A 22430-nucleotide genomic window follows, 5' to 3' on the forward strand; every position below is an offset into this window, starting at 1 on the left:
GTAAAACGACCCCGTCGGTTTCGGGGCCTAGCTCAAAATCATTAGGCGTAATCTATGCCCAAATGCAGATGCATATTACTCAGTTGTGTCTTTTATTTGAATACGGTTCGCCATTTGACTGGCCTTAGCGCGAATTTTCGCTTCGAGGGAATCGACAATATTGTCGTTATCAAAACGTTCTTTTTGACGTTCACCCTCGTCATAATATCCGCTCTTATTATGCCCACCGGTTAAGCCGATGTGCGACACTAAGGCTTCACCTGGGCCGTTCACAACGCAGCCGATGATAGACACATCCATGGCGGTAGTCACGTCTTCGAGGCGACGCTCTAACTCATTGACTGTGCTTATCACATCAAACTCTTGACGGGAGCAAGATGGGCAGGCGATGAAGTTAATTCCGCGGCTACGGATACGCAGCGACTTTAAAATATCAAAACCGACTTTGATTTCTTCGACGGGATCGGCCGCAAGGGAAATACGTAGCGTATCCCCAATACCTTCGGCCAATAACATGCCTAAACCGACTGCCGATTTAACTGAACCCGCGCGTGCGCCGCCCGCTTCGGTAATGCCTAAATGCAAAGGTTGACGGATTTGTTTTGCCAATAAACGATAGGATTCAACCGCTAAAAACACGTCGGAGGCTTTCACGCTGACCTTGAATTGGTCAAAGTTCAATCGGTCCAGAATATCGACATGGCGCATGGCCGATTCGAGCAAGGCTTCAGGCGTTGGCTCTTTGTACTTGTCCATCAGATCTTTCTCTAATGAACCGCCATTCACACCAATACGGATAGGAATATTGTGGTCACGGGCACATTCCACCACGCTGCGAATACGCTCTTCGTTGCCGATATTGCCCGGATTAATACGCAGGCAATCGACACCGTACTCAGCAACTTTTAAGGCAATGCGATAATCGAAATGGATGTCGGCCACTAAAGGCACCTTAACCGCTTGCTTAATGAGTTTAAAGGCTTCTGCCGCATCCATAGTCGGTACTGAGACACGAACTATATCGGCACCCACTTTTTCTAAGGCACGAATTTGAGCGATTGTCGCTTCAACATCTGTGGTCTTAGTATTGGTCATTGACTGAACGGCAATCGGCGCCCCATCACCAATCGGTACATTACCCACATAAATGCGGGTGGAAGGACGTCTTTTTATGGGAGTTTCATTATACATGCTTAATATGCTCTATTTCGGTACGTGCTGTAGATCATTAGGTGGTCGTTAAACCTTAGGTAAGGTTAAGCGCGCGACACGTCCCTTAGGGACATCAGCTAAGCTAACCATTTGACCATCTAAGCTTAATGTCGCCACTTGCGGCGCACCTAGAATAATTTTAAATGGTGGTACACCACTCACTTGCACTGCGGCGCCAGCGCCTTTCACACCATCGACTAACGCTTTACCTTTAGCATCGACAATGTTAATCCAGCAATCACCCGTTAACTGTACCTTAATAATTGATTCACCGGCAGCGGCCACCAGAGTATTGGTCGTTGTGGCTGACGATGTTGAAACAGGCAAAGGCGTTGCAGTTACAACGGGCTGAGTTGCAGGCTGTTGCACAAACGTCTGTTGAGCTACCGTCTGTTCAGCTACCGAAGAGGCCGTTTGAGACGCTGTGGTTGCAGCATTAGCCGAGCCACCATCTTCATTACTCGTATCAACCGTTTGAGGATAATTATTGTCAGTAGGCCCAGTGCTCACATCAATAGTGCTGGCATCGGTATCTTTAATCGGGCCGTCAATTGACATAGAGCCGTTAGCCGCGATGTCGGTCAATTGTTGACTCGCATCGGTTTCGGTCAATAGTACGTCACCAGGTAGCGTTTGGTTCGCGGCGGCGACCTCTTCTGCCGTGGGTTTCGATACATCAATAGTGCTTAACAAAGTCGTTTTTTGCATCCACCAGACGACTAACGAGCCGAGTAACACAATAACGATTAAAATACTCAGCCAAGTTAAACGCGTATCGCGGGCTTGATAAGTCGTTTTACGGGAAAAGCTTTGCATTGCAGGCTCAGTCACCACAGGCACTTGGCGCACTAAACACGCTTCAATCAAAGCCGCATCCGCGCTGACCATACGGGCATAGTTTTTTACATAACCACGAACATAAGTGGATGAGGCAATATTGGTAAAATTGTCGGCTTCAAGATCTTCAACAATACGAGGGCGTAAATGCAATTTAACCGCCGCATCTTGAATACTAAGGCCCATTTTTTCACGGCCAGCTTTTAATAAGGTTCCAAGCGTTACATCTAGCGCGATAGATTGCGGTGCTACCGACTCAACTGGCGCATTGATTTCATGATCTTTCATTGATGCAAATTAACTCTGTATTGCTTGGCCTGAGGTGATGCTGGGAATTTGGCAAGCAATAAAATACCAAATCTCTTCACAGCGGCATCATCATTCACTGCCTGCTCTATTTTGATTCCGAGCGCTAAACTTTCTGGAGTTTGCTCAGCCACTTGGTGATATCGCGCTAATTGGTTTCGCGCCTGAATAAAATCACCTTGGTCGACTTCTAACTCTGCCAACTCCAGCAACGACACCGATCTTCTCGGGTCATACTTTAACGCCATCTGAAAATACTGTCGTGCCTTTTCTGCTTGTCCAGCTTCGCGGCTACAGAGACCTAAGTTCTCGTAGCTTGAGGCCGTTCGCGTATATTTGGGCATTTCGATTGCGGCCAAAAACATTTTTTCAGCTTTGTTGTATTGCTTTTGTTGGCACAAAAACACCCCGAAATTATTCATGGAATCGCCTGAGGCGTCCTTGGTACTAATGGCATTCATGTACGACTCTTCAGTACGTACTAAATCGCCCACGGTTTGATAGTAATAAGCCAAAGCGGTGTGCACATCTTCAAGCTCTGGGGCATATTCTAATGCTTTATCAAGATTGTATTTGGCTTGTTCCGAGTTACCTCGATTTAAATAGGTTAAACCGAGCTGCAAACGCTCGCGCGCGGCGGCGACTTTGTCTAACTTTCGTTCAGAAACAGGGATATCTGTCCCAGTATAAGTACGCTCAGTGACGCACCCTGTCATCAATAATGACAGGGTTAAAATCAACGAAAACCTTGGCAATCCATGCTTCATGGGCGAGCCTATAAATCTGTGCAAACAAAGAGTTAATTCATTGTGACTGAAATCTGGTTTTCTTGCATGCGTTTTTTTGCTAAACGTTTCGTTCTATCGCGAATATCACCCGCCAACTGACCACAGGCGGCGTCGATATCATCGCCACGGGTTTTACGCACTATCACTGTAAAACCATACTCCATTAGCACCTTAGAAAAACGGTCGATACGTGAGTTAGATGAACGACCGTAAGGCGAGCCGGGATACGGGTTGAATGGGATCAGATTCACCTTACAAGGCGTATCTTTCATCAACTTAGCTAACTCATGGGCTTGTTCTGTGCTGTCGTTGATGTGATCTAGCATCACGTATTCAACCGTCACGCGACCACGGTTTGCATTAGATTTGGCGATATAACGACGAATACCCGCTAAAAACTCATCCAGCGGATATTTTTTATTGATTGGGACCAGAATGTCACGTAGCTCATCATTTGGCGCATGGATACTCACAGCCAGTGCCACATCAAGCGCATCACCCAATTTATCTAACGCAGGTACGACGCCCGATGTTGATAGAGTTACGCGGCGCTTTGATAAGCTAAAACCAAAGTCATCGAGCATGATGTCCATCGCTGGGATCACATTGGCTAGGTTAAGCAATGGCTCACCCATACCCATCATCACTACGTTAGTGATAGGACGCTCGCCCGTGTCTTTAGCAAAACCTAAAAAGTGCGATACGCGCCAAATTTGGCCGACGATTTCAGAAACCGTTAAGTTACGGTTAAACCCTTGCTGCCCCGTAGAGCAGAAAGTACATTCGAGGGCACACCCAACTTGGGATGAAACGCACAAGGTCGCGCGGTCATCCTCAGGAATATAAACCGTTTCAACTTCTTGGCCTTGACCAACATTGATTGCGAATTTAATCGTCCCGTCGGTCGATTTTTGGAAGCTCGAAATTTCCGGCGCAACGATCTCGCAGCGAGCCGCCAATTTTTGACGTAACACTTTGTTGATGTTGGTCATCTCTTCGAAGTCACTGACGCCGAAATGATATAGCCATTTCATGAGCTGATCGGCACGAAAGGGTTTCTCTCCCATGTCCGCAAATAATGCGCGCATCGCCTTACGATCAAGGTCTAATAAATTGATCTTCTTTTCACTCATATAGCTAACCTCAACACCAAAACCGGATCCTGTAACAGGGCGGCGAATTATACAGACGCAAATAAATTTTAGCCAGTAACTCAATTAACCTATGCTAGAATCTCCACGGGCTAATGTTGGCCTAAAATACGGAGTTGTAATTCCACCTATATGTTAACCCTCATCATTATAGTGCTTGTCGCTGTCGGAGTTTCTTTTCTGTGCAGTGTGTTCGAAGCTGTTCTGCTATCGGTTACCCCAAGTTATATCGCATCACTCGAACAAACTGACAGTGCCGCAGCCGCGCGCTTGCGTAAACTGAAAGAAAATGTCGAAGCCCCTTTGGTGTCAATCCTTACGTTAAATACTATCGCTCATACCGTTGGCGCTGCCGTTGCGGGTGCGCAAGCAGCGAAAGTATTTGGTGACGATATGTTGGGTGTTTTCTCGGGCGTATTGACCTTTATTATTCTGTTCTTCTCAGAAATTATTCCTAAATCATTGGGTGCCAACCATTGGCGTCGCCTCGCACCGAGCGTGTCTGTTGCCGTGACGTGGATGAAGCGTGTCACTAAACCGCTGATCTGGATGTCGCAGCAAGTCACTCGCCTGATGGGCAAAGGCGATGAAGGCCAATATATCCGACAAGAAATGAGCGCGATGGCAAAAATCGGCCATGAATCCGGTGAGCTTGACGAGCAAGAGTCGAAAATTCTGACGCAAATGCTCAAGGTACGTGATATGCCCGTTACAGCAATTATGACACCGCGCACTGTGATGTTCTCGCTACCTGTGGATCTGACTCAAAATGAGTTTGTACGTCAGTATCGTGACAAGCCTTTTACCCGTATTCCAGTATACGATCAGGATCATGACGATATTATCGGTTATATCACCCGTACCGATGTGTTGCTGGCTGAGCGTTACACACCAGAGGCATCGATTGGTGAGCTTAAACGGAGTTTATTTGTGGTGCCTGAAACCGCAAAAATTCTGCCACTATTTGAGCGTATGATTAAACGTAACACCCAAATTGCTATGGTGGTCGATGAGTACGGCAGTAGCCAAGGTATTGTGACTCAAGAAGATATTATCGAATCTATGTTAGGATTAGAGATTGTCGATTTAAACGATCCCGCGACCGATATGCAGCAATTAGCACGTAAACTTTGGACTAAGCGCATGAAGCAAAAAGGCATTCGCCTATCCGATGACGGTGATTTTGAAGCCGCATCCGATGATGACGAAGCCAAATCCGGCTGAAGGCTAAGCCAGTTTAGTGCTTGTTAATATAAAGGGAGCCTAGCTCCCTTTATTCTTTTAGAATGCGGATAACTCAGAACCCTCTGAGCCTCGCATTTTGAGGTCGCTTGGGTATATACTCACCCGCCGTAATAGAGGTAAGTTATGACACAGAGCTACACACTCTCACTCGCGCACATTAATGACACCCATTCGAATTTTGAGCCCTGCCGCGTCCAATTTAGTCTTAACCTCGGCCAGCATAAGCTTGATGTAACCAGCCATAGCGGTGGTTATGCCCGCATAGGCCACCACATCACTAAGGCACGTCAAGCTGCTGCACAAACCAATACGCCGTTTGTTTTCCTGCACGGTGGCGACAGCTTCCAAGGCACGCTTTATTTCAGCCATTTTAAAGGCAAGGCTAACGCCCACTTACTCAATCTGTTAGCGCCCGATGCTATGGTCATTGGCAACCACGATATCGATGAAGGTAACGCCAGACTTGCCGAGTTTGCTAAACAGATTGATTTCCCATTGCTTGCGGGCAACATGGATTTAAGCCAAGAAGATCTTAACAAACCCGGTTGTCTGCGTGGTTTGCCTAATATCTTAGATTATGATCATGAGCAAAAACGCGCGAAATATCTGCTTAAGCCCTTCCACGATAAGACGTTAGCCATTGTCGGTATTACCTTAGATCAAATGAAAGAGATCGCTCGCCCCGATCCCGACACTCATTTTGTCGATGCTATCGCCACAACCGCACGCACGGTTGAGCACCTTAAAAATCAAGGAATCAAACATATTATCGTGCTCAGCCACTTAGGCTTAGATCAAGATAAGCGCCTTGCGGCCGAAGTCGAGGGTATTAGCCTGATCGTAGGTGGTCACACGCATACGCTACAGGGCGATTTTCGCGCCTTAGGTTTGAGCAATCTACCCTACGGTGAAGTCATCAATAACACACCGATAGTGCACGCGGGGAAATATGCCGAAGTCGTCGGCTTAGCCGAGATAACATTTGATGCTGAAGGTAAAGTGCAGAGCTTAACTGGCGGCAATTACTTCATGCTGGATCAGCACTTTATCTTAAGTGCTAACACGACCGTCGATAACCAAGATTACCAAGCGGTGCGCCAACAGCTCAGTCAGCATCCAAATGTCCTTTGGGATGATGCCGATGCCGATATTGATGGCGTGATCCAAGACATCTACAAACCCGCCATCGCAGAGATGGAAAACAAAGTCTTAGCACTAGTGCCAAAAAACTTAGTCCATACGCGCCTGCCGTCTAAGGCCCTGCCCCACGGCAGTGAAATTGCGCCTTGGGTCAGTCGCAGCATGTTCCAAGAAGCTAAGCTTGTCGACCCTAGGGTGAACTTTGCCCTGCATAATGCCGGCGGTGTACGCCAGTCGGTGGCCCAAGGACAATTGACACTAGCGGATGTGATGGGGCAATTGCTGCCCTTCGAATTGCCATTAGTTAAGTATGAAATTCAAGGTCAATTCCTCTATCAAGCGCTCGAATCGGCGATTAACGCGGCAACCAACAACAGTGTCCGAGGCACAGGTGCGGGTAGTTTCCCTTACACCTATGGCCTACGGTATTACTACGATGGGCGGCGTCCACTGGGCGAGCGTTTATTCAGATTGGAGATGATGCAGCAGGACAGCCAATCCCTTTGGTATCCCGTTGAGCCTGAGTCACTGTATGTCGGGGTATCGACGTCTTACACTGCTGCGGGTAAGGAAGGCTATCATCCATTGCTGCAAGCTCGCTGGCAGGAGTCGATGGAGTCTCTGACGTTGCCACAGGCCTTTATTCGATTCTTAAATCGCTCACCGAATCTGTCTGATTTACTGTCACAGCACGTGCATTACACCAGCCACAGCCAACGTATGGGTTAAGTGCCAATGCTCCTCATGGCGTCAACATTGATGCAGTGAGGAGCAAAGTGAGTGGCTGCTTACAAAGCGCTAAACAAACCTGAGCTTAAAATTGCCAATCACATTGCGGTAAACGCGCAGTAAACCAATCCTGCGCTTTGCCCTGCGCGTCTTTGCGCCACGCCATAAACACAGCTTGGGGTGGGCGCGGCATTTCCACATGACAAGCCACTAAGCTTCCCGCCGTCAACGCATCTAAGATCAAGTGTTTTGGAATGTAGCCTACGCCGGGTCCTAATTGCTGCGCTTTAATCTTGGTCTGCATATTCGGCACCCGGATCACCTGACGGCTATCAAATAAGCCGCTCGAGCGCTGCGCTAAGGCGGTCGAACTATCTGCCACCACAATGGAAGGGAATTGCAGTAATGCCTCGGTCGGAATAGGACCGGCGTGCTGCGCTAATGGGTGGGCAGGATTTAAGGCAAACACAAACTCCAACTCACCGATTTCGACCACATGATATTGACCTTTTGGCAGTTCACCCGTCACACCAATAGCAATATCGGCACGTCCCGAATAAAGCGCATCCCAGCCGCCACCTAAGGACTCTTCGCTGATATTCACAGTCACTTGCTTACCTAGGTCAGTAAATTCCCCGATCAACTGCAATAGGGGTAAATCCGGCACGACGGTATCAATCGCTAAAGTTAACGAAGACTCCCAGCCGGTCTCGAGTTGACGCACCGCCTCTTCGAGTCTGGATGTTGCCGAAAGGATCTCTCGCCCTTGGCGCAGCACAAGTTGACCGACTAAGGTCAGTTCGGCGCGCTGGCCCTTACGTTCAAATAATTTTGTGCCTAAATCGCTCTCCAGTTTCTGCACTGTGTAGGTCAGCGCCGACGGCACACGGAATAAGGACTCGGCCGCCGCGGAAAAACTGCCTTTTCGATCAATGGCATCGAGTACGATTAATCCATCAAGACTAATAGATGGCAACATAAAAACCTCATGTTCAAATTATTTGAAGCATACATTGAAAATGTTCCGATTTTCTTTGCCAAAGGTCAAGTCTACACTGCTTAGCAATGGAGAGGTTCTGCGGAACTCACTGCCGAAATCGGATGTAGAAACAAAGTAATTTAACGCTAGAAACAGATTAAAGAACTGAGTTAAAACAGATTAAACATTACTCTTAACCACTTGTTAAATAATTTGAAATAAGGAATACCCTATGAAAACTCTCATCGCAAAAACACTCAAATCAGCTCCTAGTCTTGCCCCACTGGCACTGCGTATTCCTATCGGAATTATCTTAATCGCTCATGGTTCACAAAAACTGTTTGGCTGGTTTGGCGGTTACGGCTTAGAAGGCACTGGACAATGGATGGCATCCATAGGTTTGACGCCAGGTTACTTAATGGCACTGATGGCAGGTTCAAGCGAATTCTTCGGCGGCCTATTCCTGTTACTTGGCCTGCTGACTCGCCCAACCGCCCTCGTATTGTCATTCACTATGATAATAGCGATTTTCTCAGTACACATAGGCAACGGTCTGTTTCTTGCCAACAACGGTTACGAATTTGGTCTCGCCCTACTCGCAGCCACAGTGTCATTGGCGGTTTCAGGTGCAGGCAAGTTCGCTGTCGATAACGTATTCGCTAACCGCATCAAATAAAAGGGAAGCAAGATGATCACATTAAGAAAAGCACAGGATCGCGGTCAAGCAGATTTAGGCTGGCTAAAGAGTCAACATACCTTCTCTTTCTCTAGCTACTATGACCCAGAGCACATGGGGATTTCATCCCTAAGAGTCATCAACGATGACAGAGTTGCACCGGGTGCAGGTTTTGATACCCATGGACATAAAGACATGGAGATCATCAGTTACGTGATATCTGGCACTATCGCCCATAAAGACAGTTTCGGAAATATCAAAACTTTACCTGCTGGTGAGTTTCAGTTGATGTCGGCGGGTAAAGGCATTTACCACAGCGAGTTCAATGCTTCTAATACTGAGCCGCTACACTTTTTACAAATTTGGATCCGTCCAGATACCTTAGGCATAGATGCGGGTTATCAGCAAAAGGCATTCGAACAGAGTTCACCACTGACGGCCGTGGTGACACCAAACGGTGAAAATGGCACGCTGAAAGTGCAGCAGGATGCGACCTTATATCGTTTAATGTTGAGCGAAGGCGAAAAAGTGACGATGGCCAGAACCGCCGAACAAGCGAGTCGTCATCTGTATGTTCAATTGATTGAAGGTACGCTGGATATCAATGACACAACACTGACGGCGGGGGACGGCGCACATCTGACCCAACTCGCCAGTGTCGACTTTACGGCAGCAAGCGGACAAGTCACCGCACTAGTATTCGACTTGTCGGCTAACGCGTAATACGAGCGAATGGCTTAACTGAACCACTCAGTAAAACAGCTTAACGATTGAGTAAACAATTAAGTAAGTCATTGAGCAAACGGTTGAGCAAGTGATTACATGCCAACTTGATAAGCACTAACCTAGAAAACCTAGAAGCACTGCCACAAGTCATCTTTGGCAGTGTTTTTTATTGGCGTTTTGATGGCCATGTTATAAGGCGATGTTATAAAAGCAGTGCTAACGGCCTCGTTGAGCGAACCAGACCAGCACCTTGATACGCTGAGTTATAGCGCGAGTGTCATGCTGAAATTAACCAAGACTTGGGCTTGGCCCTGTGCTTTATCCGCCGCATTCAAAAAACGCTTATGTTCATTACGACGAATACTGCGAAACCCCTGTTTCTCAAAAAAAGGTCGCGCGAGATAGGATGCTTCAACCGTTAATCGTTTCAGCGCTAAAATTTTAACTTCTTCAAACAACGCAAAATACAAAGAGGTGGCCACCCCAGAACGGGCATATTCGGGATGCACGAACAAACATTCCACTTCGGCAGCGGCTTCAACATCACTGTCGGCACCGATCTTAAGATTGATAAATCCCACCAGCATGTTATCCGCTTCAGCAACCCAAATCGTGGTGCCCTTTAAGCGTTCGAGCCAATAGTTCTCACTGCGGATCTCACCTTCGATATAAGCCCAAGCAGAGCGCTCGGCAAACGAGTAAAACTCGCCAGAGCCTTGCATTACACTCGCCTCAAAGATCGCCGCCAGCTGCGAGACATCCGATAGCGTAAATAGTCGGATCTTCATTCTCTGCCCTCCATCTTGAATTGTTAATCGCTTAAGATTAACCGTATTCTAATTTAAGTTAAATAGTGCTGATTTAACTTAAATCGTGTCACTCAACGGCGTTAAGCTAATGTTTTACTGTGGAATACCTTACATCACTTTTTGGTTGAAACCATAGTAAGCTAACGTTAAATATTCTTCTCCATATAGAAGCCAGGGATCACTTGCCCTAGTTTTTGCTGATAACTACGCTGTATTTGAATGAATCCCATACGGGTAAACAATCCTTTAGAGAGATAAGAGGCGTCCACTCTCAAGCGCGCATAGCCTTGCGCCTTAGCCCACGCTTCTAAAACAAGATAAGCACGTTCACCTAATCCCTTAGCTTGATAATCTGGATGGATATATAAGCTATCTACATAGCCTTGATGGGTAAAATGGGTTTCGACATTGATAAAACCGCAGCACATTGAAGAAGCTGTCGCTGCATCTTTGACTAATACTACCCACGCCTTCGAGCGGTTTAAGCGCAAATCCCAATGTTTAGCCGATCTTGGCGCCGCAGACCAAGCTGCAAGTTGCGCCTGTGAATAACGAGCATGGGTGATGTTATGCACGCAAAGATGAAATAACTCACTAACCTCTCGGGCATAACATGACTGATAAGGCTGGATCTCAAACTGTTCAAACGCCGTCACTTAAGTGTTCTCTGTTGAGTAATAACCGCTAGCAATAGTGCTATTTTGCCGCGTTTCGCTTAATCGAGATAGACTCAGATTTTGCGGCATTGAAGGCTAAAAACAAAAACGGCCTCGAAGGTATCGAAGCCGTTGGATTAAAGAGGCGCACAGGTTAGCGCACTCGCCACTGTTACTTCTTATCGATTTGACCGACAAATAACAGCTTATCAAAGGTGCGGTTTAAGGTTTTGCTAGTGAATTCGTTCATCCACATTTGTTCAACCACAGCCACTTTATCGCCTTTACTCACTTCAGTTTGAGGACCTGCAGCCCAAAAAGTGGTGTCAGCTTCTTTAATTTGTACGTAGGTGTAACCACCACCGTTCATCGTATCAACAACAGTACCTTCGTGGGTGACACCTTGAGCCCAAGCACTTGACATGCCTAACGCTAAAGTCGCTACCGCCGCTAATTTTACCCATTTTGCCATCATGCCTGCGTTCCTTTTGTTTTGCTAATATGCTGCATTAAAGCACGCTAAAAACAATAAATCGCTAATCTCTATCACGAAATACAACACTTATCGCAAAAGCAGTATTTTTCTTAAAAGACGGGAACTTCATTTCAACAGCGGTTTTAGCATGCCTTCTAAACCATTAAGCTTGATTTCGTACATTAGGGCTAATTGCTCACCGAGTTTTCCCTGGGGGAAACCTTGCTTATGGAACCACACCAAATAAGGTTCGGGTAATTCGAGTAACTTACGCCCAGCGTACTTACCAAAGGGCATTTTTTGATTTACAGCGTCGATGAGTAGTTGCTGATCCATAGATTGTTATCTCGTGCAGGTCGTCCCGATAATCCCACGGATGCTACAACATAAGCCAATCAATGTCGCAGTTAACTCATACAACACTCCCACATAAGTCATCCAACACTTAAGGTGAGTACCATAAACGCACAAACTACATTCCCAGCTGAATCCTAAGCAACAATCTTTAATAGATTTGGCCCTAAATTAGCGCATGGCGCATATTGAAAACCATATTCACAGCATAAGCGTTCAGACTCACCATAGGCGGTAATGCTGATACAAGTCCCAGAACTTGCGTGTCCATCGACAAAGTCCATCACTCGCTCAAGCATGATCTTCGCCAGCCCATAGGATTGGTATTCAGGCAACACGATAAAATCTTCAATGGCCAAATGCCCAGGCTTATTACCGTAAACACACGCCGTAGCTAACAGATTAGACTTAGCGACTCCCGCGCCAGCATGCTCCATTTCAGCATTGTCACTCAATCGGATAGAGACCCAAAACAGTGCCTGCACATCCGCAAGCTCAACACCGATCGAAGGGCGGCCAGCGGCACTACGCAGATTGAGTAATTCATGGAATAGCGGTGCTGTTTCAACGAGTTCAAACTTAATAGGCATAATAGTTTTGATATCCATTTGGCATCCCTTCTCTCATGGTTGAAATTGCAAGCGATTTAGACGGCAGTCTAAGAGATGATAAAGCCAGCATTTGGCAGTTTGATGACAAGCTCCTCACCAAACAAGACCACTTTCGACTGAGAAGTCGATTCTTTACACGGATTCATTAATAACATTTAGCAATATAAAATTAACATTTATACCGATAGAGAAATAAAAAGTCAGAATTCAGATTTTGTGAACAGGCATAGATTGCAACAAACAAGCCTGCAACTTGATACCACTCAAATTAAACCTTTTAAAAATAAAAACTTAAAAATATCACTCACAAATTATTCCTCAACTATTACTTGTCAAATTAACGGCACGTGACCAGATACTGACAAAAAACCATTGCTGATAATTTAATCAAAAACCGTCAAAAATCAGCCAATTGACTGAGGTTAACATAAGATTTACATTCGATTTCGAGCACAAAAACGGTGTGGCTCCCAACTCATCAACTCGCTGCCCAAGGGTCATCAAAAGAATTAAGGAATGCGTCATGATAGTGTTAATCGGCGGAGAAAAAGGCGGCAGCGGTAAAAGTTGTTTAGCCCAAAACATAGCTGTCTTTCTAACCACAGAATGCAATGCCTCAGTCATTATGGTGGACTGCGATCCCCAACGCACCACATCAGATTGGATCCAGGCAAGGAACAATAATCCCAAATTGGCCAGCATCAATTGCGTGCAGCTTTACGGCAAGATCCGTAATGACTTGCTCAGTCTTGAACAACATTATGATGTCGTCATAGTCGACTGTGGTGGTCAAGATAACTTAGCGCTACGTGCAACCATGTCTGTCGCCGCTTACATTTTAATGCCCTTAAGACCTAAGCGTCGCGATTTGAAAACCGTTAGCCACATGGACGATATCGTCGCGACTTGTAAGATGATAAATCCAAAGCTACAGGCTTCATTTGTGATTACCCAATGCCCAAGTTTACCGAATCAAGCTAACCAAATTTTAGAAGCCAAAGAAGTCTGTAAAACCTATGATATCAACGTCCTTGATGCAATAACCTACTGCCGTAATCTGTATGATGACAGCGAAAAGTCAGGACTATCAGTGATTGAAATCGACCCTAGCGGAAAGGCCGCAGAAGAAATCCGTACTATTGCCTGTGAATTGTTCCAAGTCGATTGCGCCGCGAGTTTAGAAGACAACCTACACCCTGCAAAGCTTGCTCAGAGTACTGGTAAAGGTCAGATGCACAATGGTTTGATAAATAATTGTTTGGTCAATAATGGCTTGCACCATCAAGCTCAACCCTCTCACCTTACCACTCAACAAAGGGGGCAAAATGGGACTCAGCGACCTCAAGAAAAACGCTATGCCATCTAGCAACATACAGCCGTCGCTTTCGTTAGATGAGTTTATTGAGGCAGCCAACTTATATGCAATGGGACAAAGTCCTAATAAGACAAAAGGCAGTCATTTCGCTTTTGAAACAGCGACAACGAACGCTAAAACCGCTGACCAAACGTTCACTAACATAACAACTGACACTGGGCTGAATCATTCCAATGTACTGATCTTGCATAAACAGAGCTTAGGGACAGAAGTCTTATCGCCAGCAAACGTTGAGGCGAAAACTCACTATCGCAAGGCAACCTTTTCACTCAGCGAAGCGGCTATTAGCCAGCTCGCGACCTTGTCGCAAGACAGCACGCTCTCCAAATCGAAACTGCTCCGATTCTTGATTGAACAACATTACGAGCTGCCCATTGCCCTGAGGCAATTACGAGAACAACAGCGCCAAAACCGTTAACACTTCGCAATACTCCCACCCTTTTCCGGTAACTCAGCTAAGCTCGGGTTATCGGCTTTTTTACTCAAGAACAAAAAACCAAGATAAAAACCACAATATAATCGCGGCATAAGTGCTGATCACACCTATCCTTAAATGTACAGAATGATAAATAAGTGTTATTTATTCACAGTGAATCAGTAACGTTAAGGTGTATTTTTTGCGAAAGCCAAACCAACTTATCTGTCTTTGTTTAAGCGCTGCGTTTCTAATGCCCTGCTATGCTGAGTTTTCATTGGCACAAATCCCGCCGCTCACGAACAAAGCGCCCATCACCTTAGTCGCAGAAAAGGGATTTTGGACCGACTATTTAACCCAAGAAATGTTGCCTAAATTCACTGAAAAAACTGGTGTAAAAGTGCAAGTGATCAGCACCGAACTTGATAGTATGTTTAATTTGCAGACCCAAGATTTACTCCAAGGTTCAGGCAAATACGACTTGCTGACGATGGAAGCTGGCTGGGCAAAAGAATGGGCAGCCAATGGCTACACAGTCCCTTTAGTCGAACTCGCAAAACTCTACGATCCCGACGGTGAAAAGGCAATGGAGAAGTACCTAGAACCCTATTACCCATCGCTACTGAACATCTTATCCTACCATGGAGAAATCCATGCTATTCCCTACAATAACTATGTGATGGGTAATCATTACCGAGCCGACCTCTTCGATAATAACACTGAAAAAACACATTTTCAGAGCCAGTTCGGTTACCCGCTCGCACCAGCAAAAACCTTAACCGAGTTACGGGATCAAGCCCAGTTTTTCACCCGTAAAGCGGGCACTATGTTGGCGGATAAAATGTTAACCCACGACTTTTATGGCTTGGCGCTAATGTCGGGTGATAAGCCACATATTAACGATGAATTTTCCAGCATGATCTGGAGCTTAGGCGGCAATTGGATGCAGCCAATTTATAATGAACAAAAAAAGATCAGTCATTTTGAAGTGCCGACTATCAACCATGAGGCCATCAAAGCCGCCAAGCTTTATCGCGAATTAATGCCCTATGCCGTGCCTGCCAACGAGCAATTTGCCTTCAATGAGGCTGCCAATGCAATCGCCACAGGGCAAGCGGCAATGTGGCCTTTTGCCTACAATAATTTGTGGTACAAATCTTTTAAAGTTGAACAAAATATTCCCGGCGCACGCCTTGCGGTGAGTCAAGTGCCCGGCGGTTATCCCTATAACGGCGCCTATGCTTTTGCCGTGAGCTACGACAGCAAAAATCCCCAAGCGGCCTATTGGCTCATCAAATACATGGGCACCTATGAGGCGCAACACGCTTATGCCCTCGGCGGCGGTAATCCCTGTCGTATGGATGTCGTGACCGCCCCCGAATTTAAAAGTGAATCGTTAAGGACCATAGCGGGCGCATTCGAGGCAAGCCACATCGCTAATATGTTTTGGTCAACGAAAGTGCTAGAACTTGGGCATTTTACCAGTACCGCCATGGGACAGATTTACCCTGAACTCAGCCATGCTTGCTATCGCGCTAGCCGCAGGCCCGCTGACAGCGAGGATATTTTCATTAAACTAAGTGCAGAGATAAAACACCTCCAAAATACCTATGGAGAGGTACCTGCGATTGACAAGAAAACCAATGACAAGCACTAAACCGCTGAAAAGCCTAAAACAAAAAATAACCTTAGCCTTCTATATCATAGTGGGCATGGCGCTGTTTAATGGTGTCGTCGCCATACTGCTGTCACAGCAACTGAAATCAGAAATTGAGCATTTAGTGGGAGTGGATGTTGTTAAAGTCACCACTGCGCTGCAACTGGCAAAAAACAGTGAAAAACTGCAAATCATCACAGCACGTTTAAATCATTATGATAATGAACAGCAAAGACTTCGCCTATTGAGTGAGCTCTCGGCGCAGTGGGAACTATTAATTAATGACTCCCGATTACTGGCCTTGATTGAAACCGCTACTGTCAGTAAGCAAGAATTGAATCACGCGTTAGATATCCAACTTTACTATTTACAACAGCTGCCATTACTTGCCGAGTTAACCGATTCCGCCCTACAAGCCAATTTACAAGCAACAAATATTCAAGCCAATTTAACCTCAATGGCATCGGGATTTACCGATGAAATGCAGACCCAATTTCACAGCATCAATGCCGATTCAGAGCGTCAGCTTAAGCTGAAAAACTTTGACAAGATTGCGATGAATATCAATACCAACCAGCAATTGTCTCAATTTAGTCATTTGGGGGAACACTTATTTACCCGCCTATCTCAGGTAAAGATTATCGACAATCTAGTTGAGCTTAACCGCACCCAAAGAGAAGCGATGCGACTGCTGTTAAATATGGAGGCGATTCTCGAGGGCGTTAGCGGGGATACCAGTTTATATTTCAATTTGTTATCGCAAATAAAACAGACCATGGTCGGTGAAGATAACCTGTTTGAACTGTCCCGCAAGGCCATTAAAAGCACGCATATCGCCAATGCGCATTTAGAGTACCAAGCCGATGCCGCGCAAATTGTCGCGACTTATACTCAAAATCTGGTCAACCAAGTCGAGAATGAAATCCAACAAACGGGCGGCGAACTTAAAAGCGACAGCACCGCATTTATCATATTGATTTTCTGCAGTGGTATTCTGTATTGCTTCTTCATCTGGCTCACCAGCTGGCACTTTATCACTAAGGGCATTATCAAACCTGTGATGGCGACGCGAGATGCCATGAACGCTATCGCCAACGAAAAGCTCGACACCCACATGCCAGTCACTGACAACCTAGAACTACAGCAAATGGTGAACTCTTTAGAAACCCTAAAAAGCTATGCGGCCCAGGTTAAAGGAATGGCGGAAACCGACGGACTAACAGGCTGCTACAACCGCCGTTATTTAGACATACAACTCCAAAAAGAACTCGAGTATGCAAGGGATCACAATATGCCTCTTGGCATTATTCTGTTTGATATTGATAACTTTAAACAATTTAACGACAGATATGGCCATGTCGCCGGCGATCAATGCCTGAAAAACATTGTTAACGCCGCTAAATCCATCTTAAAACGCCCAACTGACATGCTTGCCCGCTATGGCGGTGAGGAATTTATGATAGTGCTGCCATCGAGTCATCTCGAGGAGGTCTATCAATTTGCCGAACGATTACGGGAGAAAATCATCAGCCTAGAAATTCCCCATGAAGACTCTCCCCATGCGGGCATACTTACCATCAGCGCGGGGATTACTTGCTGGCAACTACCGCAACAGCTAGATGCCAATAGTTTAATTAATCGCGCCGATGAAGCCCTCTATCATGCCAAACTGACGGGGCGTAACCGCACCGAAGCCCTCCTCGGCCAACCCATTCGGTATTCCTAAGGCGCCAATCGCGACGGCAGAAACGTTTCTTTTTTCAGCAAAGGATTGAGTTAAGCCCTCTTCATCCCCATTAGCTAATATTAAGATAATCAGGATTAGAACAGGGAAAGTATGCTCGCTATTGTTATCACGCTTATCCTCGGAGTCGGGGCAATTGCTTGGCTACTTTCAAGTCGTTGGCGTAAAACCTTGCACCGCCGCCGGATCACGGCCAAACCTTTTCCAAAAGAATGGCGCAGCATTCTCAAAAAAAGACTGCCTTACTTCCATGCGTTACCGACAGATTTACAGCTACAGCTCAAACGGCTTATCCAAATCTTCATCGATGAAAAGGAGTTTGTTGGCTGCGATGATTTCGAGATCACCGATGAAGTGAGAGTCACTATCGCAGCACAGGCGTGCCTCCTGCTGCTCAATCGAAAAACAGACTTTTACCCCAAACTGAAACAAATTTTGGTCTATCCCGATGCCTTTATCGTTAATAATCAACATAGAGACACCAGCGGTATTGTGTGGGAACAGCGCAATGTGCTGGCGGGCGAATCTTGGGAATACGGCAAAGTGGTGCTCTCGTGGAAAAATACCTTAGACGGCGCCGCAGATCCCCACGATGGCAATAATGTCGTGATCCACGAGTTTGCCCATCAGCTCGATCAAGAAGACGGCCAAGCTAATGGAGCGCCGATACTGCAACATTTTGCCGATTACAGCACTTGGTCCGAAGTGCTAAGTAAAGCCTTCACCCAATTACAGCACAGCGCGAACTTTGGCACGCCCTCATTATTTAATTACTATGGTGCGACGAATCCCGCTGAATTTTTTGCCGTTATTACTGAAGTCTTTTTTGAAAAGCCAGAGGATTTCTACCAACAACACCCAGACTTGTATCGGGAACTGAGCCGCTTTTATCAACTCGATCCGATAAACTGGCATTAACCCATAAAAGTAGAGGCACACTAAATGCTCAAAGACACTCATGCATTCGCAGTTAAAGGTACCACTGTTAATCGCGCCGCTAATATGAGTCGCGCGACTAAAGCCAGTCGTGCCACTAATATTATTCGCATTAGCTTAGGGTTACTGCTCAGTGCGTTAATGCTCGGCGGCCTTAATGTAAGCGCACAGGCACTGGACTCGCCAACACAAAGCGCTCAAGCACAAAATACGCAAGTACAAAGCGCTCAAACGGCTTCGAGTCCAGATCAACAAGCGGCAGCTCAGGTGTTGGATTTACTCAACCAATATTCAAGCGATGCCGATTGGGATAAGTATTTTGCCCTGTACCGAAAAGACGGCATTTTTATTGGGACGGATGCGAGTGAGCGTTGGGGAATGGCGGAATTTGAACATTACTCCCGCCCTACAAAAGGTTGGCGCTATGATTTAACGGAGCGGCATTTAATCCAACATGGCGACGTCATATTGTTCGACGAGTTATTGAATAGCCCCGCCTATGGTGTCAGTCGAGGAACCGGTACTTTGATCAAAACCGATGGCAACTGGAAAATTGCGCAATACCACTTAAGTTTCCCAATCCCCAATGAGATAGCGAAACAGATCACCGCCGAGATCAAAGCCGCAAATAAACAATGATGCCGCACTCCTCAGAATACTGTTTCGAAAGCGTGCAATTTATAAAAGTGAGATTTAGATAGCATCGCTGTTTCAAATTGTTCGGTTTCAAATTGTACGGTTTAAAAAAAGCAGCTTTAAGATAAAGCTGCTAAAAGCAAACGCTATCTTAAGGACACGGTAAAACACACATTCGCCAATTGGGAGAAGTGGATAAAACTTTGAAAATCCACTTCTTCAAACGCCCTTTGTGAAGGGCCACGATCAGCGTAATAAAACCCGATCACTTTGCTGTCGATCAATAAAGGCGCCAGTAAAAAGCCCTGCCGTGATACATGCCGCGCCTGCAATTCCTTGCACTGCTCCTGCCATTTTTTGGAACTGGGATCATCCACCCAAAGTGGCGCCTTATGCTCCATCGCTTGATGAAATAGCCCACGTTTGTCACTCAAATCGATAATAAACTCTTGTTTTATCGCATCGGCATCACGGCCCAATATCACCCTAGGCTGGAGCTGTTTACGGCTGGGCGATAACAATAATACGCCGCAGCGGTCAACCCCTACGCCCTCAAGAATACCTTCAAGAACCGTCTGCATTATCTGATTGAAATCGGCTTTATTAATGGCAAAACCTGTCAATTCGCGCAACTTAGCTAACTGAATATTCAAATTCACTTGATAGACTGGCATATCTAACGGAATGGGAGGTAGATCGGGTTCAGCGGCGACAATACGTTTAGGATCGGGCAAGTAATCGAGTAACACTTTAGCACCGTACACTTCTGCCAACTTATGGGTCGCATTCGCGCAGCGTTGCATCCGCAACAAAAACTCATTTTCTTCTAGCCCTGTAAAACTCGCCGCTTGAGTCATACGTTTCGCTAACTCCAGCTTATCGAGAACGGGTTGCGATAAAATGTCGCAGAGCTTATCGGCAAGAAAAATAGCCCGAATATCTGGCCGCTGCTCCTCTGGATAATTCAATGCTTGGATCAACAACTCTCCCAATCCCCAATTACGGGCAATACTCTGGGTGAGCTGCAAAAAAGAAGCACCAAGGGCTTCGCGGGTAGCACTTCTCTCTTCGGCGGGCGTTTCACATTGGCTGAGTGTTAAGTCTAATTCTTCGGTAAATTCGCCCCCAATACTCCAAAAAGCGCTCTCGCCGATGTGATACAACAAAGAGGCAATAAAGGCTTCCTCCTGCATCTCCTCGTCATGATGACTCAACATCATCCGCGCCATCATAGCCGCTTGAAATGCTTTGGCCATCAATTTAATTAACCTTTGATAGACATTGGGCGCGAGATTTTTACTCTCCAACAAGCTTGAAAGTAACTTAGCTGTAATACAGATATTTCGCACCGCATCGAAACCCAGCACTATGGCGGCGCGGCTAACGGTGGAGATTTGGCTACTCCCCTTATGATAAATAGCACTATTGGCGACTCGAAGAATACGAGAGGTTAAGGCGTTATCGTGCATCACGCTACGCCCAAGTAATGCGAGAGAGGAAACGTCATCCTTGGCGAGCTTTTCTAGCGATTTAACAGTCGAACACAGTGCGGGCATTTCTAATTCACTGATCCGATTTGTCCAATAATCGACCCCTTTATTAGTATTGTTATTAGGCTTCAACCCAAATTTACCTTAGCAATAAAACCTTGTTGTTTTGAGTATAGATAAGCACACATATTTCGCCCGTGGTCTAAGGCTTGTTTTTACCAATCAACAGTTAATTGTTCAATAATTCAACACCTGGTTATACCCGCCAATAAAAAATGCCCGAGGCAAAGCTCGGGCATTTAGAGGTTTTAAAACAAGTATCGTTTAGGCGGTGAAGTACTGCTTAACAACACGCAACACTTTATCTATGTCCTGACGGCTCACATCTTTGTGAGTCACAAGCCGAATCGTGCGCCCAGGGCTTATCAGAATGCCTTCCGCTCGACAGTGTTTTGCCAATAAATCCGCATCAACCTGAGGCGCTAATTTGGCAAATAGCATATTGGTTTGTACTGCGGCTAAATCGACGTCGAACTCACTCAGCTCTGCCAACTGACGAGCCAAATACGCCGCGTTGTCATGATCTTCACTCAGTCGTTGCACTTGCTCAGTTAAAGCAAGCTTACCCGCAGCAGCAAGTATCCCTGCTTGACGCATACCGCCACCGAGCATCTTACGCCAGCGAATCGCTTTCTTAATCAAACGCTCGTCACCTAAGAGTAATGAGCCAACTGGCGCGCATAACCCTTTGGACAGACAAATCGACACAGAATCAAAATGCGCCGTAATCTTACTTATCGCGATATTCTGCGCCACAGCCGCATTAGCAACTCGCGCGCCGTCGAGATGGATTTTTAATCCGCGATGAAAGGCCAATGCCTGCGCGTCCGCTAAATAGCTTTGCGGAATCACTTTACCGCCAATTGTATTCTCTAAACTGAGCAAACGCGTGCGGGCAAAGTGGATATCGTCAGGCTTAATGGCGGCTTCAATATCGGCCAAGGCAATGGTGCCATCGACTTGATTCAACAAAGGTTGGGGTTGAATGCTGCCTAGGACAGCGGCGCCGCCGCCCTCGAACTTATAATTGTGGGCCTGCTGGCCGCATAGATACTCATCACCGCGCTCACAGTGAGCCATCAAAGCCAATAAATTCGCCTGCGTACCCGAACAGGTAAATAATGCGCTTTCAAAGCCAAACATCTCTGCAGCCATATCCTGCAGACTATTTACCGTGGGATCATCACCGTAAACATCGTCACCGACTTCGGCTCTGGACATGGCTAATCGCATCGCGGCTGTTGGCTGGGTAACAGTATCACTGCGTAAATCTATCATCTCGTCCTCAACTTAAGGTTTGGTTGGCGCTTAATTGGCTCAAGACTCTAGCGCCAAAGGCTTATTTTGTATAGTTTATCATCATGCTTACTAAGCATTTTACTGACTTCAAACGTGAATACATGAGCGAAGTGATAATCTGAAT

General features: G+C 46.2%; 22 protein-coding genes. 10 read left to right on the forward strand and 12 right to left on the reverse strand.

The window, feature by feature from the left end:
• Positions 1–75: 75 nt before the first annotated feature.
• The 4 genes from ispG to rlmN are packed head-to-tail and all read right to left on the reverse strand — an operon-like array spanning position 76 to position 4276.
• Entirely contained in the window at positions 76–1191 is a 1116-nt protein-coding gene (gene ispG / locus Q4Q46_RS04340; protein ID WP_106649960.1) for a flavodoxin-dependent (E)-4-hydroxy-3-methylbut-2-enyl-diphosphate synthase, read from the reverse strand.
• A gap of 48 nt (positions 1192–1239) precedes the next feature.
• The gene (locus Q4Q46_RS04345; protein ID WP_311905320.1) at positions 1240–2337 is read right to left on the reverse strand and encodes a RodZ domain-containing protein; all 1098 of its coding nucleotides are present in this window, start codon (positions 2335–2337) and stop codon (positions 1240–1242) included.
• Positions 2334–3122, reverse strand: coding sequence for a type IV pilus biogenesis/stability protein PilW (gene pilW, locus Q4Q46_RS04350; protein ID WP_106649958.1), 789 nt, complete (start codon positions 3120–3122; stop codon positions 2334–2336). Before pilW ends, Q4Q46_RS04345 begins: the two co-directional genes overlap by 4 nt.
• Positions 3123–3154: 32 nt before the next feature.
• Positions 3155–4276, reverse strand: coding sequence for a dual-specificity RNA methyltransferase RlmN (rlmN, locus tag Q4Q46_RS04355; protein WP_106649957.1), 1122 nt, complete (start codon positions 4274–4276; stop codon positions 3155–3157).
• Positions 4277–4426: 150 nt separating this feature from the next.
• On the opposite strand from rlmN, the gene Q4Q46_RS04360 reads away from it, so the two are divergent.
• Positions 4427–5518: a CNNM domain-containing protein gene (locus tag Q4Q46_RS04360; RefSeq protein WP_106649956.1), complete on the forward strand. Its 1092-nt coding sequence runs from the start codon at positions 4427–4429 to the stop codon at positions 5516–5518.
• Positions 5519–5662: 144 nt separating this feature from the next.
• Positions 5663–7408 (forward strand): bifunctional metallophosphatase/5'-nucleotidase, encoded by a 1746-nt coding sequence (locus Q4Q46_RS04365; protein ID WP_311905321.1) that lies wholly within the window; start codon positions 5663–5665, stop codon positions 7406–7408.
• A gap of 85 nt (positions 7409–7493) precedes the next feature.
• On the opposite strand, the gene Q4Q46_RS04370 is transcribed toward Q4Q46_RS04365, so the two are convergent.
• Positions 7494–8387: a LysR family transcriptional regulator gene (locus Q4Q46_RS04370; protein ID WP_311905322.1), complete on the reverse strand. Its 894-nt coding sequence runs from the start codon at positions 8385–8387 to the stop codon at positions 7494–7496.
• A 232-nt stretch (positions 8388–8619) separates the two neighbouring features.
• On the opposite strand from Q4Q46_RS04370, the gene Q4Q46_RS04375 reads away from it, so the two are divergent.
• Both Q4Q46_RS04375 and Q4Q46_RS04380 read left to right on the forward strand, forming a co-directional pair.
• Positions 8620–9063, forward strand: a complete 444-nt coding sequence (locus Q4Q46_RS04375; protein ID WP_106649953.1) for a DoxX family protein — start codon at positions 8620–8622, stop codon at positions 9061–9063.
• Between the two features lie 12 nt (positions 9064–9075).
• Positions 9076–9786: a pirin family protein gene (locus Q4Q46_RS04380; protein WP_311905323.1), complete on the forward strand. Its 711-nt coding sequence runs from the start codon at positions 9076–9078 to the stop codon at positions 9784–9786.
• A 266-nt stretch (positions 9787–10052) separates the two neighbouring features.
• On the opposite strand, the gene Q4Q46_RS04385 is transcribed toward Q4Q46_RS04380, so the two are convergent.
• The 5 genes from Q4Q46_RS04385 to Q4Q46_RS04405 all read right to left on the reverse strand — a co-directional run bounded on the left by Q4Q46_RS04385 (position 10053) and on the right by Q4Q46_RS04405 (position 12691).
• Entirely contained in the window at positions 10053–10577 is a 525-nt protein-coding gene (locus tag Q4Q46_RS04385; protein ID WP_311905324.1) for a GNAT family N-acetyltransferase, read from the reverse strand.
• A 167-nt stretch (positions 10578–10744) separates the two neighbouring features.
• Complete coding sequence (locus tag Q4Q46_RS04390; RefSeq protein ID WP_311905325.1) at positions 10745–11254, reverse strand: GNAT family N-acetyltransferase; 510 nt, start codon at positions 11252–11254, stop codon at positions 10745–10747.
• 172 nt (positions 11255–11426) lie between these two features.
• Positions 11427–11729, reverse strand: coding sequence for a hypothetical protein (locus Q4Q46_RS04395; protein WP_006082493.1), 303 nt, complete (start codon positions 11727–11729; stop codon positions 11427–11429).
• Between the two features lie 126 nt (positions 11730–11855).
• The gene (locus Q4Q46_RS04400) at positions 11856–12065 is read right to left on the reverse strand and encodes a DUF3820 family protein (protein WP_006082494.1); all 210 of its coding nucleotides are present in this window, start codon (positions 12063–12065) and stop codon (positions 11856–11858) included.
• A gap of 155 nt (positions 12066–12220) precedes the next feature.
• Positions 12221–12691, reverse strand: a complete 471-nt coding sequence (locus tag Q4Q46_RS04405) for a GNAT family N-acetyltransferase (RefSeq protein ID WP_311905326.1) — start codon at positions 12689–12691, stop codon at positions 12221–12223.
• Positions 12692–13217: 526 nt separating this feature from the next.
• On the opposite strand from Q4Q46_RS04405, the gene Q4Q46_RS04410 reads away from it, so the two are divergent.
• The 6 genes from Q4Q46_RS04410 (at position 13218) to Q4Q46_RS04435 (ending at position 19460) form a co-directional block, all read left to right on the forward strand.
• Positions 13218–14060, forward strand: coding sequence for an AAA family ATPase (locus Q4Q46_RS04410; protein ID WP_311905327.1), 843 nt, complete (start codon positions 13218–13220; stop codon positions 14058–14060).
• On the forward strand, positions 14020–14487 hold the full coding sequence (locus Q4Q46_RS04415) for a CopG family transcriptional regulator (protein WP_311889323.1): 468 nt from the start codon (positions 14020–14022) through the stop codon (positions 14485–14487). The genes Q4Q46_RS04410 and Q4Q46_RS04415 overlap by 41 nt, the downstream gene beginning before the upstream one ends.
• A gap of 250 nt (positions 14488–14737) precedes the next feature.
• Positions 14738–16141 carry an ABC transporter substrate-binding protein gene (locus tag Q4Q46_RS04420; RefSeq protein ID WP_311905328.1) on the forward strand — a complete coding sequence of 468 codons (1404 nt, stop codon included), beginning with the start codon at positions 14738–14740 and terminating at the stop codon, positions 16139–16141.
• Complete coding sequence (locus Q4Q46_RS04425; protein WP_012197406.1) at positions 16128–17867, forward strand: GGDEF domain-containing protein; 1740 nt, start codon at positions 16128–16130, stop codon at positions 17865–17867. The genes Q4Q46_RS04420 and Q4Q46_RS04425 overlap by 14 nt, the downstream gene beginning before the upstream one ends.
• A 111-nt stretch (positions 17868–17978) precedes the next feature.
• Positions 17979–18803 (forward strand): M90 family metallopeptidase, encoded by an 825-nt coding sequence (locus Q4Q46_RS04430; RefSeq protein WP_311889326.1) that lies wholly within the window; start codon positions 17979–17981, stop codon positions 18801–18803.
• 24 nt (positions 18804–18827) lie between these two features.
• Positions 18828–19460, forward strand: a complete 633-nt coding sequence (locus Q4Q46_RS04435) for a nuclear transport factor 2 family protein (RefSeq protein WP_311905329.1) — start codon at positions 18828–18830, stop codon at positions 19458–19460.
• Positions 19461–19603: 143 nt separating this feature from the next.
• Here Q4Q46_RS04435 and Q4Q46_RS04440 read toward each other — a convergent pair whose 3' ends face one another.
• Positions 19604–21079 (reverse strand): HDOD domain-containing protein, encoded by a 1476-nt coding sequence (locus Q4Q46_RS04440; RefSeq protein ID WP_311905330.1) that lies wholly within the window; start codon positions 21077–21079, stop codon positions 19604–19606.
• Between the two features lie 192 nt (positions 21080–21271).
• Positions 21272–22285 carry a low-specificity L-threonine aldolase gene (gene ltaE / locus Q4Q46_RS04445; RefSeq protein ID WP_311905331.1) on the reverse strand — a complete coding sequence of 338 codons (1014 nt, stop codon included), beginning with the start codon at positions 22283–22285 and terminating at the stop codon, positions 21272–21274.
• Positions 22286–22430 lie beyond the last annotated feature (145 nt).

The organism is Shewanella vaxholmensis, assembly GCF_031932135.1.
Lineage (GTDB): Bacteria > Pseudomonadota > Gammaproteobacteria > Enterobacterales > Shewanellaceae > Shewanella > Shewanella hafniensis.